Here is a 17,048-nt window from a genome sequence, read left to right on the forward strand (position 1 = left end):
CGGCCGCATGCTCGCGGCCGGCGTCCTGCGCGCGGCGGATCAGCGTCCGCCGCGAAGCTTGCCGCGCCACCGGTCTTCCGGCTTGGCCCCCATGGGCGTGCCGCCGGGGATCCCGCTGCTGAACCCGGCCAGCGGGTCGCCCGCGCTCAGGGCCCGTGCCGAGCCTGCGGGATCGGCCTTTTCCACCGCGCTCACCTTCATCTCCGCCTCGGCCAGCTGCGCCAGCCCGTCCTGCCGGAAGGCCATCTGGTTCAGGTCCACCGCGTGGTCGAAGTCGGTCAGGTCGATGAGCGTCTGCAGCTCGCCCAGGCGCTTCTCGTAGTCGTCGCGGATGCGCTCGGCGGCCATGTTGCGCACCTCCAGCAGGTCCGTGTCGCCAAAGATCCCCTGCGCGGCCGTCGTGGCGGCGCCCACGGCCTTGGTGATGGTGTGCTTGTCCGCCAGTTGGTTCGCCTCGTCCTCGGCCGTCTGGATGTGGTAGTCCGCGCGGCGCAGGACGCGTTGAAGCAGGCCCTCGATGTTCTGCATCTGGCCCTTCATGGCGTCGTACTCCTCGATGTCGCGCGAGCGGCGCGCGGCGATCTCGGCGTGCGCGTTCAGCCCGTCGTCATCCCCCGTCCCGCGGGCGGCGCCGGCCAGGCGAAGGGCCTGCTGACGCTCCTTTTCGCTCTGCGCGATCTTGGACTCCAGCATCCGCCGCACTCCCACCAGCCGTCCCAGGCGGTCCTGGATCACGGCGCGGCGCTCCTTCATCTGCTTGACGAAGGCGTGCAGGATACTGACGGGATCCAGCTCCACGAAGTTGCCGGTAATCCACCGGGAAATCATCTGCAGCCCGTAGAACAGCAAGGTGCGCGGGCGGTCCCAGACGAACACCATGCAGTAGACCAGCGCCAGCGCGCCCAGCAGAAAGCTGAGGTACAGCGTGTTTTCGGCGATCTCGATCAGCTTGGGGAGCAGGGTGATGAAGCCCCAGGCCAGCCCCACCCCCATGCCGGCCAGCAGCCCCATTCCCACCTTGCCCTCCGGGCGCTGCCAGTACGTGCGCTTGCCGGCGGGGGTGCCGCCGGAAGAAATCTCGGCCATCAGCGGGCTCCCGCGGCGGGGGGAATGAGGGGTGCAATGCGTGCGCGTTCGGCGGCCAGTTCGGCTTCCACCACGGCGTACGAGGCATCGAAGCGGGCCGAGTTGCCGTCGATGCTGGCGCGCGCCTGGGCCAAGCTGGCTTCCAGCTCGGCCTGGCGCGCCTGCAGTTCGCGGATCTCCTCCGCCTTCTTGGCGATGGCGGTCCGCGCGGCGTCGATTTCCTTTTGCGCGCCGCCGATGGTGGCCTCGGTTTCGTCGCCCACGGCCTTCTGGAACGCGGTGCGTTCGCCGGCCAGAATGCGCAGGCGGTCGTCGATGGCTTCCGCCACCTGCTGCGCGGTCACGCCGTGGCTGGCCTGCGCGGCCGCCAGGGCCAGGGTGGCGCGCTGGGTGTCGTCGGGCACGGCGCTCAACGCGCCGAACAGCGTGCGGAACTGCCCGTACGCGGCCTTGCCGCTGGCGCCCACGGCGGCCTGAAGCTGCTGCACGAATTCCGGGTCCGGCGCGGCGCTCCCCGCGGCCACGGGGGCGGCGGGTGCCGGGCGCGGCGCGGCGGCGAGCGTCACGTCCGCGGGGGCGGCGTGCGCGGGCGCGCGCTGGGGGGCGGCCTGGGGTGCTTCGGGATCGAACTCCACAAAGGTGCCCAGGGCGTCACGCCCCGCGTCCTTGAGCTTGTCGAAGATGTCCTTCATCGGTGGCTTCGCCGGCGCGGCGCGGGCCGCTGCTGGAGGTGAAGTGGAGGCGCGGGTGGATGATCCCTGAACAGCGCGCATCCCGCCTCGCGATGCCGTCCGTCTATCCTGGAGGCGCCGCAAGGTGTTGTGCCCCTACGGATTGCGCCCGCCGCGTGTTTCGGGTGAAGTCAGGCCGGCCCCGCCGTGGAATCGGGGCGCGGACAGATTGGACGATGTGTGGAGATGGCGGATCTGACTGGAGCCCGTGTGGGCGGCCGGCGCGGGTGCGCCGATCCGGTGGGCAAAACGGGATAAAGCGGGTGGATGTTAACCGTCCGGGGGTGGGCAGTCAACGCTGAAGAAGCAGGGAATAGGGAATAGGGAATAGGGAATAGGTACGGCGGGCAGGGGTGGTGCGATGGGCATCCGTGCATCACAGGGAACCCGGCTTGATGTGGATCGGCTTGTTGCGGCTCCGCCGGTCGAACCTCCTCGAATGACAGAAAGGTCTGCCTCCGCGCCGTTCGGCCCTCAACGCAGTTGAAGCCCCGAACGGCGCCTGTGGGCGTCGTGCCGGGGCTTACCGCTGCTCGAGCGGTGGATTCATTCGCTCTCGATGCCTGCGGCGGCCGACTATGCCATGTCCCGCTGGTCGCCTGATCGCCCGATTGCGCTCAGCCGCCGCAGGTCACGACCAGGCAGCCGGGCAGCGTAATGACCGCGATCAGAACGGCGGCGCGGATGATCTTTCGCGTCATGGAGCGCTCCATGTTGGGGTTTGGATGGATCGCGGATCCGGCTTTACATCCGCCGGATCGCGAGCGCCAGGTCCGTGGTGACGGGGATGTCGGAAAGGGACAGGCCGTCCTCACCGGCGTCGGCTTCCGTGCGGCCGGCTTCCATCCCGCGCCGCGTATCCCACATCACGACGGAGTAGCGGCCGGGTGCCAGGCCGGGAACGCGCAGCCCGGCGGCGATCGGCGGCGCATCCTGCCGCACGCGCCCGTCCTCCGCCAGCGCGTCCGTGCGCAGAAGCCACACCAGCGCCTGCGCGTCGTCGCCCGACGCGCACACGGTGAGGCCCGCCGTGCGCAACTCGATCTCCTCGTTCAGGTTGCGGCGGCGGAACGCGGTCCAGTCCATCTGGTCCAGAAAGCGCGCCATGGCTCCCTGCGCCTGCCGCATTCCGACCGTGAGGATGTGCGGATGGCGGTTGGGCCACCGCATTCCGCCACCGGCTGCACCGCTGGCCAGGTGCGCCCACTGCATGTGCCGGAAGTATTCGTCGTCGAACGCCTCCGGCAGCGTGATGCGCCAGTCCTTGAAGCCGTGGATGGGCCCGTGCTCCGTGTCCAGAAACGGGCGCATGTCGCCGATTTCCCGCAGCGCCTGCCGCACCAGCCGCCCCGTATCGATGGCGCACGCCACCGTGTCCTGCGGGTGGTCGATGCTGCCTTCCATGTAGATGTGCGTCGTGGCGAAATCGAGCGCCGGATGGCGGAATACGGTGTCCGCCAGCGGCAGATCCGGCCGCCAACGCAGTTCCGGCCCGAACATTGAGACGGTCTGCGGGTGCGCGCGCCCGTACAGCCGCGTTTCCAGCGACCGCACGTGTTCCGACACCTCGTGGATGAACTCGTTGAACACGTCCACGCAGTCCGCCCGGTCGCCGACCTGCGCGGGGTGAATCTCGTTCCACAGATCCCACGCAAACACGGTCCCGCTGCCGCCCCACCGCTCCACCATGAACGTCAGGCGGTTCTTGATGGCGGCGCGCGTATCGGGGCACAGCAGCACCTGCCCCTGGTGCGCGCACGGACCACCCTTGTGGCGGCTGATGGGATGGTGCTTGAAGCGCAGCCACATCCAGAAGGTGTCGTACGGCGTCAGCAGCAGGCGGATGCCGTGGCGCGAACAGAGAGCGATCAGGTCGTCCCAGACGCGCACCATGTGCGGCTGAAAGGTGCCCAGCGGCTTCTCCAGATACCGCCCCTTGTGCGCGCACTCCAGCATCAGGCGCAGCACGGTAATGCCGTTTGACGCCAGCCACGCCAGATGCCGGTCTACCGCGTCGACGTCCTTGCGCCGGTACAGAGGACCCAGTTCCGGCCACGTGAGCGCATCGTTGTAGCCCACCGGCGTCCACGGCGCGCCGGTCTCGTCCATGAAGTACGGGGCGTCCGGCGCCACCCGGATCCACGGCATCTCCACGCCGGCCAGCGGCTCCGGCGCCCTGCGCGACCGCTTCCGCGGCGCCTCGATCGTACTGCTCATCACACCCGCTCCGCCACAAAGAACATCCGCCCCGCCTGGTCGTCCATGCCCAGATCCGTCTCGGCGCGGTGCATCCGCGCCGTGAACCCCGCGTCCCGCAGCAGTGCGAGAATCTCCGCTTCGTCGTAGCAGCGCTCGTGCACCACCACGTCCGAACGCCGCCACGAGCCGTCCATCAACCGGAAGAGCGTCACCGTCACCGTGCCCAGCCGCGCGTCCGCGTCGTACTCGCCGCGCATGATGGACGCGTGATCGTCCTCCACCGTGGTGAACGTCTCCCCGCGCCAGTGGCGGCGAAAGCTGGAGTCGTCGTTCAGGTCGAACAGAAAACGCCCGCCCGGCGCCAGCGCGCGGTGCACGCAGCCGAACACGCGCGCCAGTTCGCCGTCGCCGGTGACGTGGTTCAGGCTGTCGAAAAGCGACACGACCGCGTCCACCGGCACATCCACCGAAAAGTCGCGCGCGTCCGCCCGGGCGAACTCCGCGCCGGGCGCTTCTTCCGCGGCGATCTCCAGCATTCCCGCCGACCCGTCCAGCCCCGTGACCGCGAATCCGCGCTCCACCAGCGCCCGGCTGATGCGCCCCGTTCCGCAGCACAGGTCAAGCACGCGCGCGCCGGGACGCAGGTCCGCAAGCACAAGCTGGTCAACCGCTTCCAGCAGGCGAAAGGGGATGCCCTGGCTCCAGTAGCGGTGATAGAACCAGGCGAAATCGTCGTACGCGGAGTAGGTGTCCGTCTCGGAAGCCGTCATCGTGCGCGCTCCGGCGAGTCCGCGTGCAGGATGCGGATGCGATGCGTGCGCTGGTCGACCGCGCCCCAGTCGTACTTGTACTTCTCCTGCCCGCGCAGGAAATCGAACTCCCGTGCACCTTCCGCCATCGCCTGCTCCATCGCGTATCCGGCGATCAGCGTTCCGGGATTATCGCGCCCCAGCCCGGGCTCGAACCCGCCCAGGTAGGCGTGCACGCGCCCGTGCCCGCCCAGGCCGTGAAAGATGGCCGCGAGCCGCCCGTCAAAGCGCATCCCGTGCAGCCGCAGCAGCCCCGCATCCATCAGCCGCTCCGACGATTCGCGGTGAAAGCGCCGCATCAGTTCACCCTGCAGCAGCCCGTCCTGGCCCTCCGCCGCCCAGCGCTTTTCGTGCAGGCGGAAGAAGGCGTCCACGAACTCGCTCAGGCTCTCCTTATCCGCCGTCTCGAACGCCAGCGGTGCCTGATCGCTCAATCTCCGCACGCCGCGGCGAAGATTCCTTCTCAGCCACGAGGAGCGCGCGGCAAAGAAGGCGTCCTTGTCGTCCGCCAAGGCGAGGACGGGGCAGAGCGACTGCGGATGAGACTCCGCGCGCAGGCCGTCCGGCATCGGCGCGGAAAGCAGCGGATCGCCGTCGCGGATCTCCTCCAGGTCGCACACGTCCCAGCGCTCCGCGTGCGCGGCAAGGTGCGCGAGGATGGCGGAAACCGCGCCGCCGTCGTCCGCCGGATCCAGCAGCGGGCCCACGTAGTCGGTGTTGGCGATGCCGATGGGCGACACCTGGCGCACGGACGGGTCCGGACCGGGGTGGATGAACAGCGGCGCCACCGCGGCCAGCCGTCCCTCCACGCGCGCGGCCAGGGTCCACAGCGTCCACCCCGGCTGATCGCCGAAGCAGTTCCACCACGGAATCAGCCACGCCGGGTGTTGAAACGGCGTCGCGGCGGGGCAGCGCTCCCACAGTTCCGCCCACTCCGCCGCGAACGCCTCCAGCGCTTCGACGGACGTGATCTCGTCTACGCACACGGATGCCGCCACGGCCGCGCTCACGCGTGGACCTCCGCGCCGCGTGCGAGGCGGGCGTACGCGTCCAGGTAGCGCCCCGCCGTGCGCGCGACGTCGAAGCGCTCGCGCGCGGCGGCCCGGCACATTTCCGGATCGATTGCCGCCACCCGGCGGATCGCGTCTGCCATCCCCCGCTCGTCATCCACGATGAATCCCGTCACGCCATCCTCCACCACTTCCGGCAGCGCGCCGATACGGAACGCGATGACGGGCGTTCCGCAGGCCAGCGCTTCCATCGCCACCAGCGAGCTTGTTTCCGGCGCCGTGCTGGGAATCAGCAGGCAGCGCGCGGCGGACAGAAGCCGCCGCTTGCGATCCATTCCCACCGCGCCGATGAAGCGGCGCGTGCCGTCCAGCCGTGGCGCGATCTGTTCGGCGAAGTACCGCTGGTGATCGGGATACGGGTAGACGTGGCCGGCGAGCAGAAGCGGCACCTCCGCCCGGCGCGCCGCCTCCAGCGCGTGGTGGAATCCCTTTTCCGGGCAGATGCGGCCCAGCGCCATCGCCCAGCCGCGCTTGCGGGCGGACGATCGCAGTCTGTCGATCGCAACGCCGTTGGGGATGGCGTCCAGCAGCGCGGGGCAGGCGGGGCAGTCCGCGCGCTGCGCCTGGCTTACCGGATTCAGCCACGTCCCGGGCCGGGCGGAGGCGAACACGTCCGCCGGATACCACGACGGCGGCAGGTGCAGCGTCGCCAGCGCGGGAACTCCGGCGGGCGGCATGTATTCGTGAAAGTCGATGCCGTGCAGGTGGATGAGGTCCACCGGCCACCGCAGCAGCGCCAGCGTCACCGCGTCGCGCACCGCCTGATGGACTTCCGCGCGCGCCGCGTCCGTGATCTCGCCATCCACGGAGGGAACGGGGATGAGCGTTCCCGCCACGCACGAGCCCGCCTGCGCGACGACGACGGAGGTGTGCCCCGCGCGGACGAGCGCATCGTCCAGCGCCCACAGCACCTGCTCGGCGCCGCCGACGGAATCCGCGCTCACCGGCGCGAACGGGTAGGCAATGCTCAGCACCGTCAGGCTCATGCGGGCACCCCGATCAGCGCGCCGAACCCGTTCGCGCCATCCGCCGGACCGATCCCGAGTTCGCGCAGCGCATCCGCCGCGCGGGAGCGCCACGCGGCGCCATCCGCCCAGCCAAAGACTTCGTAGTTCAATTGCCCCGCGTGCGGTGGCTGGCGAAAGTCGTACGCGGGCGCGGGGCGGAAGCGCTCCGCATCCACCGGGAACTGCGCGAGCGTGGCGGATTGGGAGGCGTGGCAGGCGATCATCTCGCGCTTGGCGGCCTGCTCCTCATCGGACAAACGAACGGTAACCGCACCGGCCTCCGCGCCGGGGAGCCAGGAGCCGACGACCATCCGTTCCTCCTCCGCGTGATACAGCGGATACTCCACGATCGCGGGACAGCGCCGTCCCTCTGCCGCCAGCAGCGCGCACGCGGCGTGGACCGCGAACGCAACCGCGTCGTGGTCCGGGTGCCCGCCCTCGTACGCGGGGGCGAGCACGGCGTCCGGCTGTGCGGCGGCGATCTCCCCTGCCATCCGCCGCGCGATGTGCGCCAGGTGCGCGGACGCTTCCTGGTCCGCCACACCGAATCCGCACACCCGCTCCGCGCCGATGCCCACGACGGCGAGCGCCGCGCGCAGTTCGCGCCGGCGCACCGCCGCGTACTCCTCGCGGCTGTTCAGGGACGGGTCACCCCACCATTCCCGCCGATGAGGCGCACCATCCGTCACGCACACCAGACGCGCGTCGCCCAGGCGCCGCAGCACGCCGCCCGCGCCGATCGTCTCGTCGTCCGGATGCGCGAACGCGACCAGCAGGCGCGGCGCGGGGCCGCCATCCGCCAGCCAGCGCAGAAACGGGTTCGCGCTATCGGGCATAGCGCCGCACCATCCGCGCGCAGAAGTCCACGTATTCGTTGATGTCCCTGGGCGGGCTGGTGTAGTGCGGCACCACGCCCCGGTGCTCCGGCGTAAAGCAGAAGGTGACCGTCAGCTCGAAGTCTTCCAGCGCCTTCATCTGCCGGTCGAACCAGTCCAGCGAGTTGGGACGGTCGTCGTCCGACCAGCTGAGGCCGGTGCGAAGGCGCTTGACTCCCATCTTTTTCAGCCAGCGCACGGCGTCATCCAGCCGGTGATCCTCGTAGTGGAACCACTGGCAGATGCCCAGAAAATCCGCGTGCTCCGCGAATGCGTCCATCGCCGGCTTGGGCGTGCCGTCTTCGCGGATGAGGCCCATGTGAAAGTGGCGGAAGTACGACGAGCCTTCGCGCTGCTTGTGGCGGGTGGTGGCTTCCCACGCGCCGGGCAGGTCGAACAGGCTGTACCAGTGCACGCGCTCGGACTGGCCGCGCAGCACTTTCGCCGTACGGTGCAGCCCTTCCGCCTGCACGGCATCGCCCGCAAAGGTGCTGATGCCGACTTCCGTCACCCACACCGGCAGATCGGTGACGGCGCGGACGGCGTCCAGCTTCTCCGGCCAGTCTTCTACCGCCCAGAGGTTCCAGTCCAGCGGAAAGCCGTGCACGGCGACGACGTCCATCGCCTCCAGAACGCCCTGCCCCTTCATGTTGCCGATGAAGCGCGGGTCGATGGGCGAAACCCCGCCCAGAACCCGTTTTACGTGCGGCGCCTCGGCGTGCACCGCTTCACCGGTGGCGCGCGCCATCTGGGCAAAGGTCTGCCAGCCGGGATCGATCCCGAAATCCCAGTGCGACGTGTTGTTCGGCTCGTTCCACACCATCACCGCTTCGATCACGGACGCGCGCCTCCCCGGGCGGGGTACGCGGCGCGCGGCTCGTCGTCGTGGATCTCGGCGCGGCGGCACAGGTAGACTTCCTGCTCCGGGTGCTCCACGATGTCGAAGCCGGCGCTGCGCAGCATGGCTTCCGCGCCCGCCGCGTTGGGCACCCACCAGTTCGTGGGATCGCCGCAGTAGCGCTTTTCGATGAAGTACATCTGCGGATAGCCCGGCTTGCCGAAGTGGTCCTGCTCCCAGAACTCGTAGTCGCCCTGCACGTCATCCACTTCCGTCGTGCCGCGCTGCATGCTCTGGAACAGGAGCAGATCGCCCACGACGTGCTCGTGCAGCAGGTCCAGCGCGAGCAGCGGGTGGCGCAGGTGGTACAGCACGCCCATGAAGATGACGAAATCGAACTTTTCGCCGAGTTCCGCGATGTCGTACACGGACATGTTGCGGAACTCGATGTCGTACCCTTCGACCTCGGCGGCGAAGCGCGCCTGGTTCAGGTACAGGTCTTCGCTGTCGATGCCCACCACGCGCGAGGCGCCGCGCCGCTTCATCTCCATGCTGTAGAAGCCCGCGTTGCAGCCCACGTCCAGCACCGTCTTGCCCGTGAGGTCCGCGGGAATGGCGTGCGCGAACGAGCGCCACTTGATGGCGGGGTAGTCGCCCAGAAAGTGGTCGGGGGCGGTGCGGACGCCGCGCAGATCCAGGTTGTGGAACCACGGGCCCAGCTCGCGCACGCGGCGCTCCAGCTCTTCGGTGCCGTTGTCCAGCGCGGCGTCGGTGGGGCTCGAAATCAAAGATCCGTCTCCGGAATCAGGGTGTGTCAGGTCAGCGCCAGCGCGCCGCCCGGGGTGTGTTCAGCCAGAATGGCGGTGCCCAGCGCGCACAGCGGCGACGGTCCGCCGTCCGGCGCGGGGCGCAGCGAAAGCGCCTGGATGGCTTCGCGATAGCCGTGCAGCGTCCCCACGTCCACGTACGTTTCTCCCGCGCGGACGGCCCGCGCCTCGCCGCCGCCCGCCAGCCACGCGTTCACCAGCGTGCCGATGTACTCGTCCTGCCGGCCGCGCTCTTCCCACAGGTCGTGCAGCTCGCCCAGCACCCATCCCGGGAGCTTGAAGGCGCCCCACACCCAGTGGGTGGACGCGCCCGGCTGCTTGACCTGGATCTGCTGCACGCGCCCATCCTCATCCGTCACCACCGCGTCAAAGAACTCGGGGCGCTCCACGGGAAAGAGGAGGAACGAAAGCACGCCGTCCGGCAGCGCGCACATCCCGTCCTCCGGAAACCACACCGTGTCCGGCAGGCCGACCAGAACCTGCTCCTGCGGATGGATGAGGGGCAGCACGCGAAAGATGGAATCACACAGACCGGACGGCTTGGGCTGCACGGTGTACGACACGTGCGCCGACCCGAATCCGCCACCGTAGTACTGCACGATGTCGCTCTTGGCGGGGCTGATGACAAAGCAGATCTTGCTGGCCCCGGCGCGGATCATCCGCTCCACCAGGTACTCGCTCACCGCCTTGGGCCGCTCCACGCCGTCCGCGTCCACGCGGCTGCCCACGGGGAGCAGTTCCTTGCTGAAGGCGAGGGGCTGAATGCGGCTGCCCGCGCCCGCCGCCGGCACGATTCCCCACATGGTCAGGCCTCCACCGCAAAGGTTTCGCGCTCCGCCCACGCGGCCTGCGCGGGACGGATGGCGTCGTTCAGCACCGCTTCCAGGTCGATGACGCGCCGCTCCGACGTGTGCTCCGCCAGCGTGCGCTCGCGCGCGGCGCGGGCCAGCGCGGCGCGTTCCGCGTCGGACATCTGCAGCGCGGCCATGACGTCTTCCGTGCTTTCCGCGACGAGGATTTCCTTCCCCGGGACGAAAAAGGCGTCCAGCCCCTCCCACGCGTCGCTCACCACGGGGCAGCCGCACGCCGCCGCCTCGAACAGTCGGCCGCTGGGGCACCATCCCATTTCCGCCATGGCCCGGCGGGTGACGTTGAGCGTAAAGCGCGATGAGCTGTAGAAGGCGGGGTGGTCGCCCGGGGGCAGGTGCTTGCGAAACCAGATGTTCCGCGTCCAGGGAAACTCCTGCGGATACTGCGCGCCGCCGATGAGGAAACGCGTATCCGGCATTCGCCGCGCGGGTTCGATGAACAGCCGCTCCAGCGCCGCCTGCCGGTCCTGGGCGTACGTTCCCAGGTAGGAAAGGTCTGCCCGGTACTGCTCATCCAGCGGCACGGGATGATGGATGGCCGGATCGACGTGGCCGTAGAGCGGGGCGACGCGGCGGGCGCCCAGGCGGGTCTGCAGGTCGCGCAGGGCGGTGCCGCCGGTGTAGCTCAGAACGAGGTCAAAGTCGCGCAGCCCGTCCGCGCCGATGTACGAAACGGGCCTGCCGCTGGCGAGCGCGTCCAGCGTCACCGGCGTGTCCAGGTCATAGAAACAGCGCACCGGCGCGGACGATTCCAGCACCAGCGCCGTGGCGTCGAGCGCGTCGGCCTGGTACGAGGTGACCATGGCCACGTCGGCGTCGGCCAGGTGGCGGCGTGCCTGGGGAAGCACGGACGCCCAGTCCGGATACAGGACCAGGGTGGCGCCGTCCAGGTGGTTCAGGTCGCGGTTTTCGGCGTAGTAGGGAACGTCTTTTTCAAAGAAGACGACGTCGTGGCCGCGGGCGGCAAGCGCGCGGATCAGGCCGCGCCAGAGCGTTGCGTGGCCGTTGCCCCACGACGAACTGACCGTGAGCCCGAAAATGACCAGCTTCATGCGGTGCGCACCGGGTGGGCGGAGCGCGGGTGCCGGGGTCGGCGCCCGCCGTACGCTCCGGCCGCAAAAAAGCGCGTTCCGGCCAGAGCGAAGAGCCCGCCGTAGCAAAGTCTGCACCGTACAAACCTGCTGCGTTCGCTCCGGATGCTTTGTGGCGGCGCAAGTGCGTGCCGCGGGGTGAGTTGAGGGGCTGTAGCAGAGAAGCAGCTGGATCCGGCCGGGGATTATCCGCCGCGCTGAGGTCTCCCTTCCCCCAGGGTTTTTTGGGGGAAGGGCCGGGGATGGGGGCCTCTTTCCGCACGCGCCACCCCGTCCGTCCGGCGCTGTCGCCGCGCCCTCCGCCTTTCGTACTTCCCTACGCCCGCATCACCAGCACGATGTCCTCATCCAGCGCGGCCGCCGCGCGTGCACGCGTCATCCAGCTCACGCCAAAGAAGACCAGGATCGACAGCACCAGGGAGAACGCGCTGACGGTCACGCCTGTCGGAAAGCGGTAGACGTTGATGGCGGCCATCGTCTCGAACCCCAGCGTGACAACCAGCCCGGTGACGATGGACGCGATGGCACCCTCCCGCGTGGCGCCCTCCCAGTTCAGGCCGATGGCGAGCGCGGGAACCAGCGTGCTGGCGAACAATCCCCATCCAAAGATTCCCAGAAACGCCACGAACGCGCCCGGCATGAGCGCCAGCCACGCGGCCAGGAGCGAGATGCCGACGGTGCCGATGCGACCCCAGCGCAGTTCGTTCCCCACACGTTTTCCGAACGCGGCGGGCAGATCGCGGGTGAGCGCCGCCGCACCGATGTTCATGAACGAGTTGACGGTGCTCATGATGGCCGCGGCCACCCCGGCGAAGACGAGGCCGGCCAGGAGCATGGGCGTGTAGCCGAGCAGAAACAGCGGCGTCGCTTCTTCCGGCCGGGCCAGCGCGGGCATGCGGCCGCTCGCCACCAGCGCCTTTACCGTCACGCCCACGCCAAAGAACAGCAGCATGGTCATCACCAGCGTGGCCGTCATCAGCAGCGGATACCACTTCAGCCGCCGCGGGTCGCGCAGCATGTAGTATTTGTGCAGCACATGCGGCTGCCCCATGGTGCCCACGCCAAAGACGAAGAAAAGCGAGAGCGCGGCGCCCGCGCCCAGCTTTCCGAACGGCGCCAGGAACTCGGGATCGCTCGCCATGATCGTCCGCGAAATGGCACTCATCCCGCCACCGGCGTGCAGCGCGTAGACAAAGACGAGGGTGGACGCGATCGCCATCAGCGTGCCCTGAAAGACGTCGGTGTAGACGCCGGCCAGAATGCCGCCCGTGGCGGAATACGCGAGGATGGTGAGCATCCCCAGCCACACGCCCAGCGTCAGCCCCGTGCCGAAGACCGCGTCGATCACCACGCCCAGCGCCAGGATGTTCGTCGCCATGTAGCCGATGACCGCCACCAGAATCGCGATCGCGCTCCATCCCTGCGCGGCCGGTGACCGGTACCGTGCGCCAATCGCCTCGGGAATGGTGATCAGCCCGCGCACCTCCGCCAGCAGCCGCAACCGCTTGGCGAGCACCCACGAGGTCATCGCGGCGGTGACGGAACTGGACAGGGTCAGAAAGACGGCGCCCATCCCGCTCAGGTACACCAGCCCCGGCCCGCCGATGAAGGCAAAGCCGGAAACCGTCGCGCTCATGGCGGCGAGCGTAAGGGCGATGAGCCCGATTCCGTCACCCGCGGCAAAAAAGTCGTTGGCGGTGCGCGTGCGCCGCATGGCCCACACGCCAATCGCGGCGACGATGACGAAGTAGGCGAGCGCGACGGCGGCGATGGTCGGCTGGGCGAGGCGGGGAAGGGAAGTCTGGATCAACCCCATGATTCCCGTCATCGGCGCGCCTTTCTGCCGCGGGCGCGCGCCGGGACGCGGCGGGCCTGGATCTCGGCGGCGGCCTGGCGGATGCGCGCGAGGTCGGCGTCGTTCAGCGTCATGTCATCAAAGGTGAGGGCGTACGCGATCGGAAGGATGAACAGCGGCAGCAGCCCGATGCCGAAGACCATCAGCGCGGCGCGCGTGGGCAGGCCCAGGAACAGGACGCGGTCGGCGCTCGCGGGCGCCAGCAGCACCGCGGCGAACGCTCCGCCGAGCAGAATGGACATGAGCGCGAGCGGAATGCGCAGCCGGCCCAGGCCGCCGTCTCCGCGCACGGCGCCGAGCGCGCAGGCCGACATCATTACCGCGGTGGTGCCCATGGCGATGGGCCACGCGGCCCACCCGGGGGGCGGGCCGGGAAGAAACGCCGACCCGTAGCCCACGGCCAGGGCCAGGGTGCCGGCGAAAAAGGCGAGCAGGGCGTTGCGTCGGGCCATCGGTGTCGCGGGCCGGGGAATGTGAGTCCGGTGCAAGGTGAAGCGAGGCAGGTTCGGGGGATGGCGGCCCCCTGTCAACCGGCCGCGAGCCGCCACAAAGCGGACGGGTGGATTTGTTGTGCTCGGGAGATGGCGCATTCGGAAGGAGTGGCGGCGGATCGGCCTCAGGCGCGGCCTCATCCTTTTGCGCCAGTGGCGGCCACTGCGATGCGCGTCTCACGGTTGGCTCGCCGCACAAGAGATCCTTCGGTCGCGCGCAGTCCGGTGTGGCTGAAAATGCGGTGAACGCTCCCTCAGGATGACATGATTTGGGGGTCGTCCAGCGACATTGTAGCCCCCACACGATGTCATCCTGAGGAGGCGCCGGACGGCGTATCCGGCGCGCCTGACATTGGCGCCGACGAAGGATCTACCACCCGCGCGAGCCAACGTCGCGTGATGCACGCCCGTTCGCACGCCGGGGCAAGATCCTCGGAATACGCGCTGTCACGCTGTCCGCGCGTCACCGGCCATGCAGGAGTGGACCCGCATCGCGCCCGCCCGGGTACGCCGTCCAATCACACTCCTTTTGACGCATCCCGGGCCGCGCGTTAGCATGCGTGTGGCCCTCGATCACCCATCTCCCGGCGCAGGCATGCCAGACGAATCGCAGCAGCCCTGGGTCGTCGTCGCGTCCTACGGCTCCATCTGGCAGGCCGACTTCGCCGCCGAAACGCTGCGCGAAGCCGGCATTCCCGCCAACGTGGAAGGCGGGCAGAACGTCGCCATCTTCGGGCTCGGCTACCAGGGCCCCACGCAGTTCGGCGTCCGCGTGCGCGTTCCCTGGCATCGCGAGCAGGAGGCGCGCGATCTGCTGCACGACGACGAGGACCTGCCCCCTGATCCGGAGGATGAATCATGACGCCGCGTATCCTGTTGCCCCTGCTCATCCTGGCCGCCGCGTGCTCCGGATCGGACGACGGGCCCACGCCGCCCGCGGGCGAAACCGCCATCCGGCTGGAGGCGGTCGCCGCCGGGCTGCAGTCCCCCGTGCACGTCACCGCGCCGGCGGGCGATGCGCGGCTGTTCATCGTGGAGCAGCCCGGGCGCATCCGCATCGTGGAGAACGGACAGCTTGTTTCCACGCCCTTTCTGGATCTTTCCAGCCGCGTGAGCAGCAGCGGCGAGCGCGGCCTGCTGAGCGTCGCGTTCCATCCGCGATACGCGCAGAACGGCTTTCTGTACGTCAACTACACGGACCGCAGCGGCGACACGCGCATCGAGCGCTATCACGTCAGCGCTGACCGCAACCGTGCGGATCCCGCGTCGGCGTCGCTGGTCGTCACCATCGCGCAGCCCGCATCCAACCACAACGGCGGGCTGGTGGCGTTCGGGCCGGACGGGCTGCTGTACGTGGGGATGGGCGACGGCGGCGGCGCGGGCGATCCGCAGGAAGCCGCGCAGGACGTGCGGAATCTGCTGGGCAAGATGCTGCGGCTGGACGTGGACGGCGCGCAGCCCTACGCCATTCCCGCCACCAACCCGTACGCCGGGCGCACCGATGCGCGCCGCGAGATCTGGGCGCTGGGACTGCGCAACCCGTGGCGGTTTTCGTGGGATCGTGTCGCCGGCACGCTGCTGGTGGCCGACGTGGGGCAGAACCGGCTGGAGGAGGTGAACGTCGTTCCCTCCACCCAGCCCGGCGTGAACTACGGATGGGACGAGATGGAGGGCTCCGGCTGCTTTGAGCCCGCCACCGGCTGCCGGCGCGACGGGCTGACGCTTCCCGTGCTGGAGTACACGCACGACGACGGCTGTTCGATCACCGGCGGATTCGTGTATCGCGGGCAGGACATCGCCGGGCTGCGCGGACACTACCTGTACGCGGATTTCTGCGAGGGGTGGATCCGCGGCTTCCGCTACGCCGATGGGCAGGCGACGGATCGCCGCACGTGGCTGGAAGGGATCGGCAACATCACCTCGTTCGGCGAGGATTCGCGCGGGGAACTGTATGTCGTGGTGCAGAGCGGAACCGTGTACCGCATCCGCTCCGCGAGCTGACAACACCGTTTCACGCGGAGGACGCGGGTGCGCGGGGGCGGCGGCGGACTTTCGCGCGTCGCCCCGGTCCTCGTGATGCGCGGTCTGTGAAAAACCGCATCTCACGCGGAGGCCGCGGGGGTCGCGGAGGTCGCGGGGACGGAACGGGCGACGGCGGGAAGGGGTTGGTGGAGCCGGGCGGAGGAAACGGGCGAAGTCCGTCCTCGGCCGCCCGGCAGTCGTCCATCAGGTGAAGTAGATCACCATTGCCGCCACGGCGAGGTCAAAGGCGGCGCAGAAGCCGGGGAATCCGCGGTGCACGCCGGGCGCGCCGCCGCGAAAGTGATGCACCGGGTCCCACGCGGCGTGCGCGGCAAATCCCGCCGCCAGCCAGATGGGCGACCACCACAGGCTCAGGGCGGCTACCACCAGCATCACCGCGCCCACGCCGAACTCGGTGGCGGCCCGTGCGCGCGTGGCTCCCGTGCGCACCGCCGCGCCGCCGTAGATGCCGCCGGTGAACGCCAGAATCAGCGTCAGCAGATCGTACGCGCCGTCGCGGTGCAGAATGAAGAGCGCCACGAACGGCAGCGCGAGCGCCAGGCCGGTCAACAGCGAAAGCGCCGTCCGGGGCGCGCGGGCAGGTTCAGCGTGCATGTGCCGTGGATGGATGGCGATGTCGTTGGGAGCGTTCAGCCCTGCGGCCGACGGATCCGCCGCGGGCCAGTGTCGCGGGTCAACCGCGTTTCAGAGGGGCTGTCGCGAAGGGAAAGCAGCGCATCGAAGCGTTCCGGCTGCGCGAACTCGCCCCGCACGTCCACGATTAGCGGCATGCGGCGGCCGTTGATGCGCACCTTGTACCAGGGCGCCGAACCCGTCGTCACCCCCGGCCCCGGGGTCCCGTCTTCATACCCGCCGAGCGTGACGTCCGCGGCGGGAACCGTGAAGCTCACCGGCACCAGGGCGCCCCAGAGGGTGATCGTCACGTCACCGCCCTCGTCCGCCTGCTCGATCTTCGTGACGTAGCACGCGTGCATGTACAGCACGATGCCGCAGATGATGAGGACGCCCGCGGCCAGCATTCCGCCGCCCAGCGCAATCCTTACCGGCAGCGGGGCAAGTTCGCCGCCTTCGGAGGGATGCACGCCGTAGCGGTTCAGCGCCTCCCATCCCCCATACAAGAGCGCCGCGCCGCTGATCAGGCTCAACACCATCACCGCGCGCAGCAGCACCAGCCGCGTCCGTCCCGTCCGGTAGATGACCGTCATCAGAAGTCTCCGTCCCTTTGATCCATCGATGACCGATACGGGTTCGCCCGCC

The 17,048-nt window shown here is 69.4% G+C and carries 17 protein-coding genes; 2 read left to right on the forward strand and 15 right to left on the reverse strand.

The window, feature by feature from the left end; translation table 11 throughout:
- Window positions 1–39: 39 nt before the first annotated feature.
- The 13 genes from HNQ61_RS11450 to HNQ61_RS11510 form a co-directional block, all read right to left on the reverse strand.
- Window positions 40–1,086, reverse strand: a complete 1,047-nt coding sequence (locus HNQ61_RS11450) for an AAA family ATPase (protein WP_170034617.1) — start codon at window positions 1,084–1,086, stop codon at window positions 40–42.
- Complete coding sequence (locus HNQ61_RS11455) at window positions 1,086–1,778, reverse strand: hypothetical protein (RefSeq protein WP_170034619.1); 693 nt, start codon at window positions 1,776–1,778, stop codon at window positions 1,086–1,088. The genes HNQ61_RS11450 and HNQ61_RS11455 overlap by 1 nt, the downstream gene beginning before the upstream one ends.
- A gap of 783 nt (window positions 1,779–2,561) precedes the next feature.
- Window positions 2,562–4,034 (reverse strand): glycoside hydrolase 5 family protein, encoded by a 1,473-nt coding sequence (locus HNQ61_RS11460; protein WP_170034620.1) that lies wholly within the window; start codon window positions 4,032–4,034, stop codon window positions 2,562–2,564.
- Window positions 4,034–4,786: a class I SAM-dependent DNA methyltransferase gene (locus tag HNQ61_RS11465; protein ID WP_170034622.1), complete on the reverse strand. Its 753-nt coding sequence runs from the start codon at window positions 4,784–4,786 to the stop codon at window positions 4,034–4,036. The genes HNQ61_RS11460 and HNQ61_RS11465 overlap by 1 nt, the downstream gene beginning before the upstream one ends.
- A complete protein-coding gene (locus HNQ61_RS29555) occupies window positions 4,783–5,835 on the reverse strand; it encodes a GNAT family N-acetyltransferase (protein ID WP_170034624.1) in 1,053 nt (350 codons plus the stop codon). Before HNQ61_RS29555 ends, HNQ61_RS11465 begins: the two co-directional genes overlap by 4 nt.
- The gene (locus HNQ61_RS11475; RefSeq protein ID WP_170034626.1) at window positions 5,832–6,881 is read right to left on the reverse strand and encodes a glycosyltransferase family 4 protein; all 1,050 of its coding nucleotides are present in this window, start codon (window positions 6,879–6,881) and stop codon (window positions 5,832–5,834) included. The genes HNQ61_RS29555 and HNQ61_RS11475 overlap by 4 nt, the downstream gene beginning before the upstream one ends.
- Window positions 6,878–7,738, reverse strand: coding sequence for a PIG-L deacetylase family protein (locus HNQ61_RS11480; protein ID WP_170034628.1), 861 nt, complete (start codon window positions 7,736–7,738; stop codon window positions 6,878–6,880). The genes HNQ61_RS11475 and HNQ61_RS11480 overlap by 4 nt, the downstream gene beginning before the upstream one ends.
- Window positions 7,728–8,615 carry a glycosyl hydrolase gene (locus tag HNQ61_RS11485; RefSeq protein ID WP_170034630.1) on the reverse strand — a complete coding sequence of 296 codons (888 nt, stop codon included), beginning with the start codon at window positions 8,613–8,615 and terminating at the stop codon, window positions 7,728–7,730. The genes HNQ61_RS11480 and HNQ61_RS11485 overlap by 11 nt, the downstream gene beginning before the upstream one ends.
- Window positions 8,612–9,400: a TIGR04290 family methyltransferase gene (locus tag HNQ61_RS11490; protein WP_420816091.1), complete on the reverse strand. Its 789-nt coding sequence runs from the start codon at window positions 9,398–9,400 to the stop codon at window positions 8,612–8,614. Before HNQ61_RS11490 ends, HNQ61_RS11485 begins: the two co-directional genes overlap by 4 nt.
- 29 nt (window positions 9,401–9,429) lie before the next feature.
- Window positions 9,430–10,245, reverse strand: coding sequence for a sugar phosphate nucleotidyltransferase (locus tag HNQ61_RS11495; protein WP_170034632.1), 816 nt, complete (start codon window positions 10,243–10,245; stop codon window positions 9,430–9,432).
- 2 nt (window positions 10,246–10,247) lie between these two features.
- Window positions 10,248–11,363, reverse strand: a complete 1,116-nt coding sequence (locus HNQ61_RS11500) for a CgeB family protein (protein WP_170034634.1) — start codon at window positions 11,361–11,363, stop codon at window positions 10,248–10,250.
- A 355-nt stretch (window positions 11,364–11,718) separates the two neighbouring features.
- A complete protein-coding gene (locus HNQ61_RS11505; RefSeq protein ID WP_170034636.1) occupies window positions 11,719–13,230 on the reverse strand; it encodes a sodium/proline symporter in 1,512 nt (503 codons plus the stop codon).
- A complete protein-coding gene (locus HNQ61_RS11510) occupies window positions 13,227–13,709 on the reverse strand; it encodes a hypothetical protein (RefSeq protein ID WP_170034638.1) in 483 nt (160 codons plus the stop codon). The genes HNQ61_RS11505 and HNQ61_RS11510 overlap by 4 nt, the downstream gene beginning before the upstream one ends.
- A gap of 634 nt (window positions 13,710–14,343) precedes the next feature.
- Between HNQ61_RS11510 and HNQ61_RS11515 the strand changes: the two genes are divergently transcribed.
- Both HNQ61_RS11515 and HNQ61_RS11520 read left to right on the forward strand, forming a co-directional pair.
- A complete protein-coding gene (locus HNQ61_RS11515; protein WP_170034639.1) occupies window positions 14,344–14,610 on the forward strand; it encodes a putative signal transducing protein in 267 nt (88 codons plus the stop codon).
- Window positions 14,607–15,749 carry a PQQ-dependent sugar dehydrogenase gene (locus HNQ61_RS11520; RefSeq protein WP_170034641.1) on the forward strand — a complete coding sequence of 381 codons (1,143 nt, stop codon included), beginning with the start codon at window positions 14,607–14,609 and terminating at the stop codon, window positions 15,747–15,749. Before HNQ61_RS11515 ends, HNQ61_RS11520 begins: the two co-directional genes overlap by 4 nt.
- 225 nt (window positions 15,750–15,974) lie before the next feature.
- On the opposite strand, the gene HNQ61_RS11525 is transcribed toward HNQ61_RS11520, so the two are convergent.
- Window positions 15,975–16,385, reverse strand: coding sequence for a DUF6010 family protein (locus tag HNQ61_RS11525; RefSeq protein WP_170034643.1), 411 nt, complete (start codon window positions 16,383–16,385; stop codon window positions 15,975–15,977).
- Window positions 16,386–16,420: 35 nt separating this feature from the next.
- Window positions 16,421–16,996 carry a TMEM70/TMEM186/TMEM223 family protein gene (locus tag HNQ61_RS11530; protein ID WP_170034645.1) on the reverse strand — a complete coding sequence of 192 codons (576 nt, stop codon included), beginning with the start codon at window positions 16,994–16,996 and terminating at the stop codon, window positions 16,421–16,423.
- Between the last annotated feature and the right edge of the window lie 52 nt (window positions 16,997–17,048).

This window comes from Longimicrobium terrae (genome assembly GCF_014202995.1).
Taxonomy (GTDB): domain Bacteria; phylum Gemmatimonadota; class Gemmatimonadetes; order Longimicrobiales; family Longimicrobiaceae; genus Longimicrobium; species Longimicrobium terrae.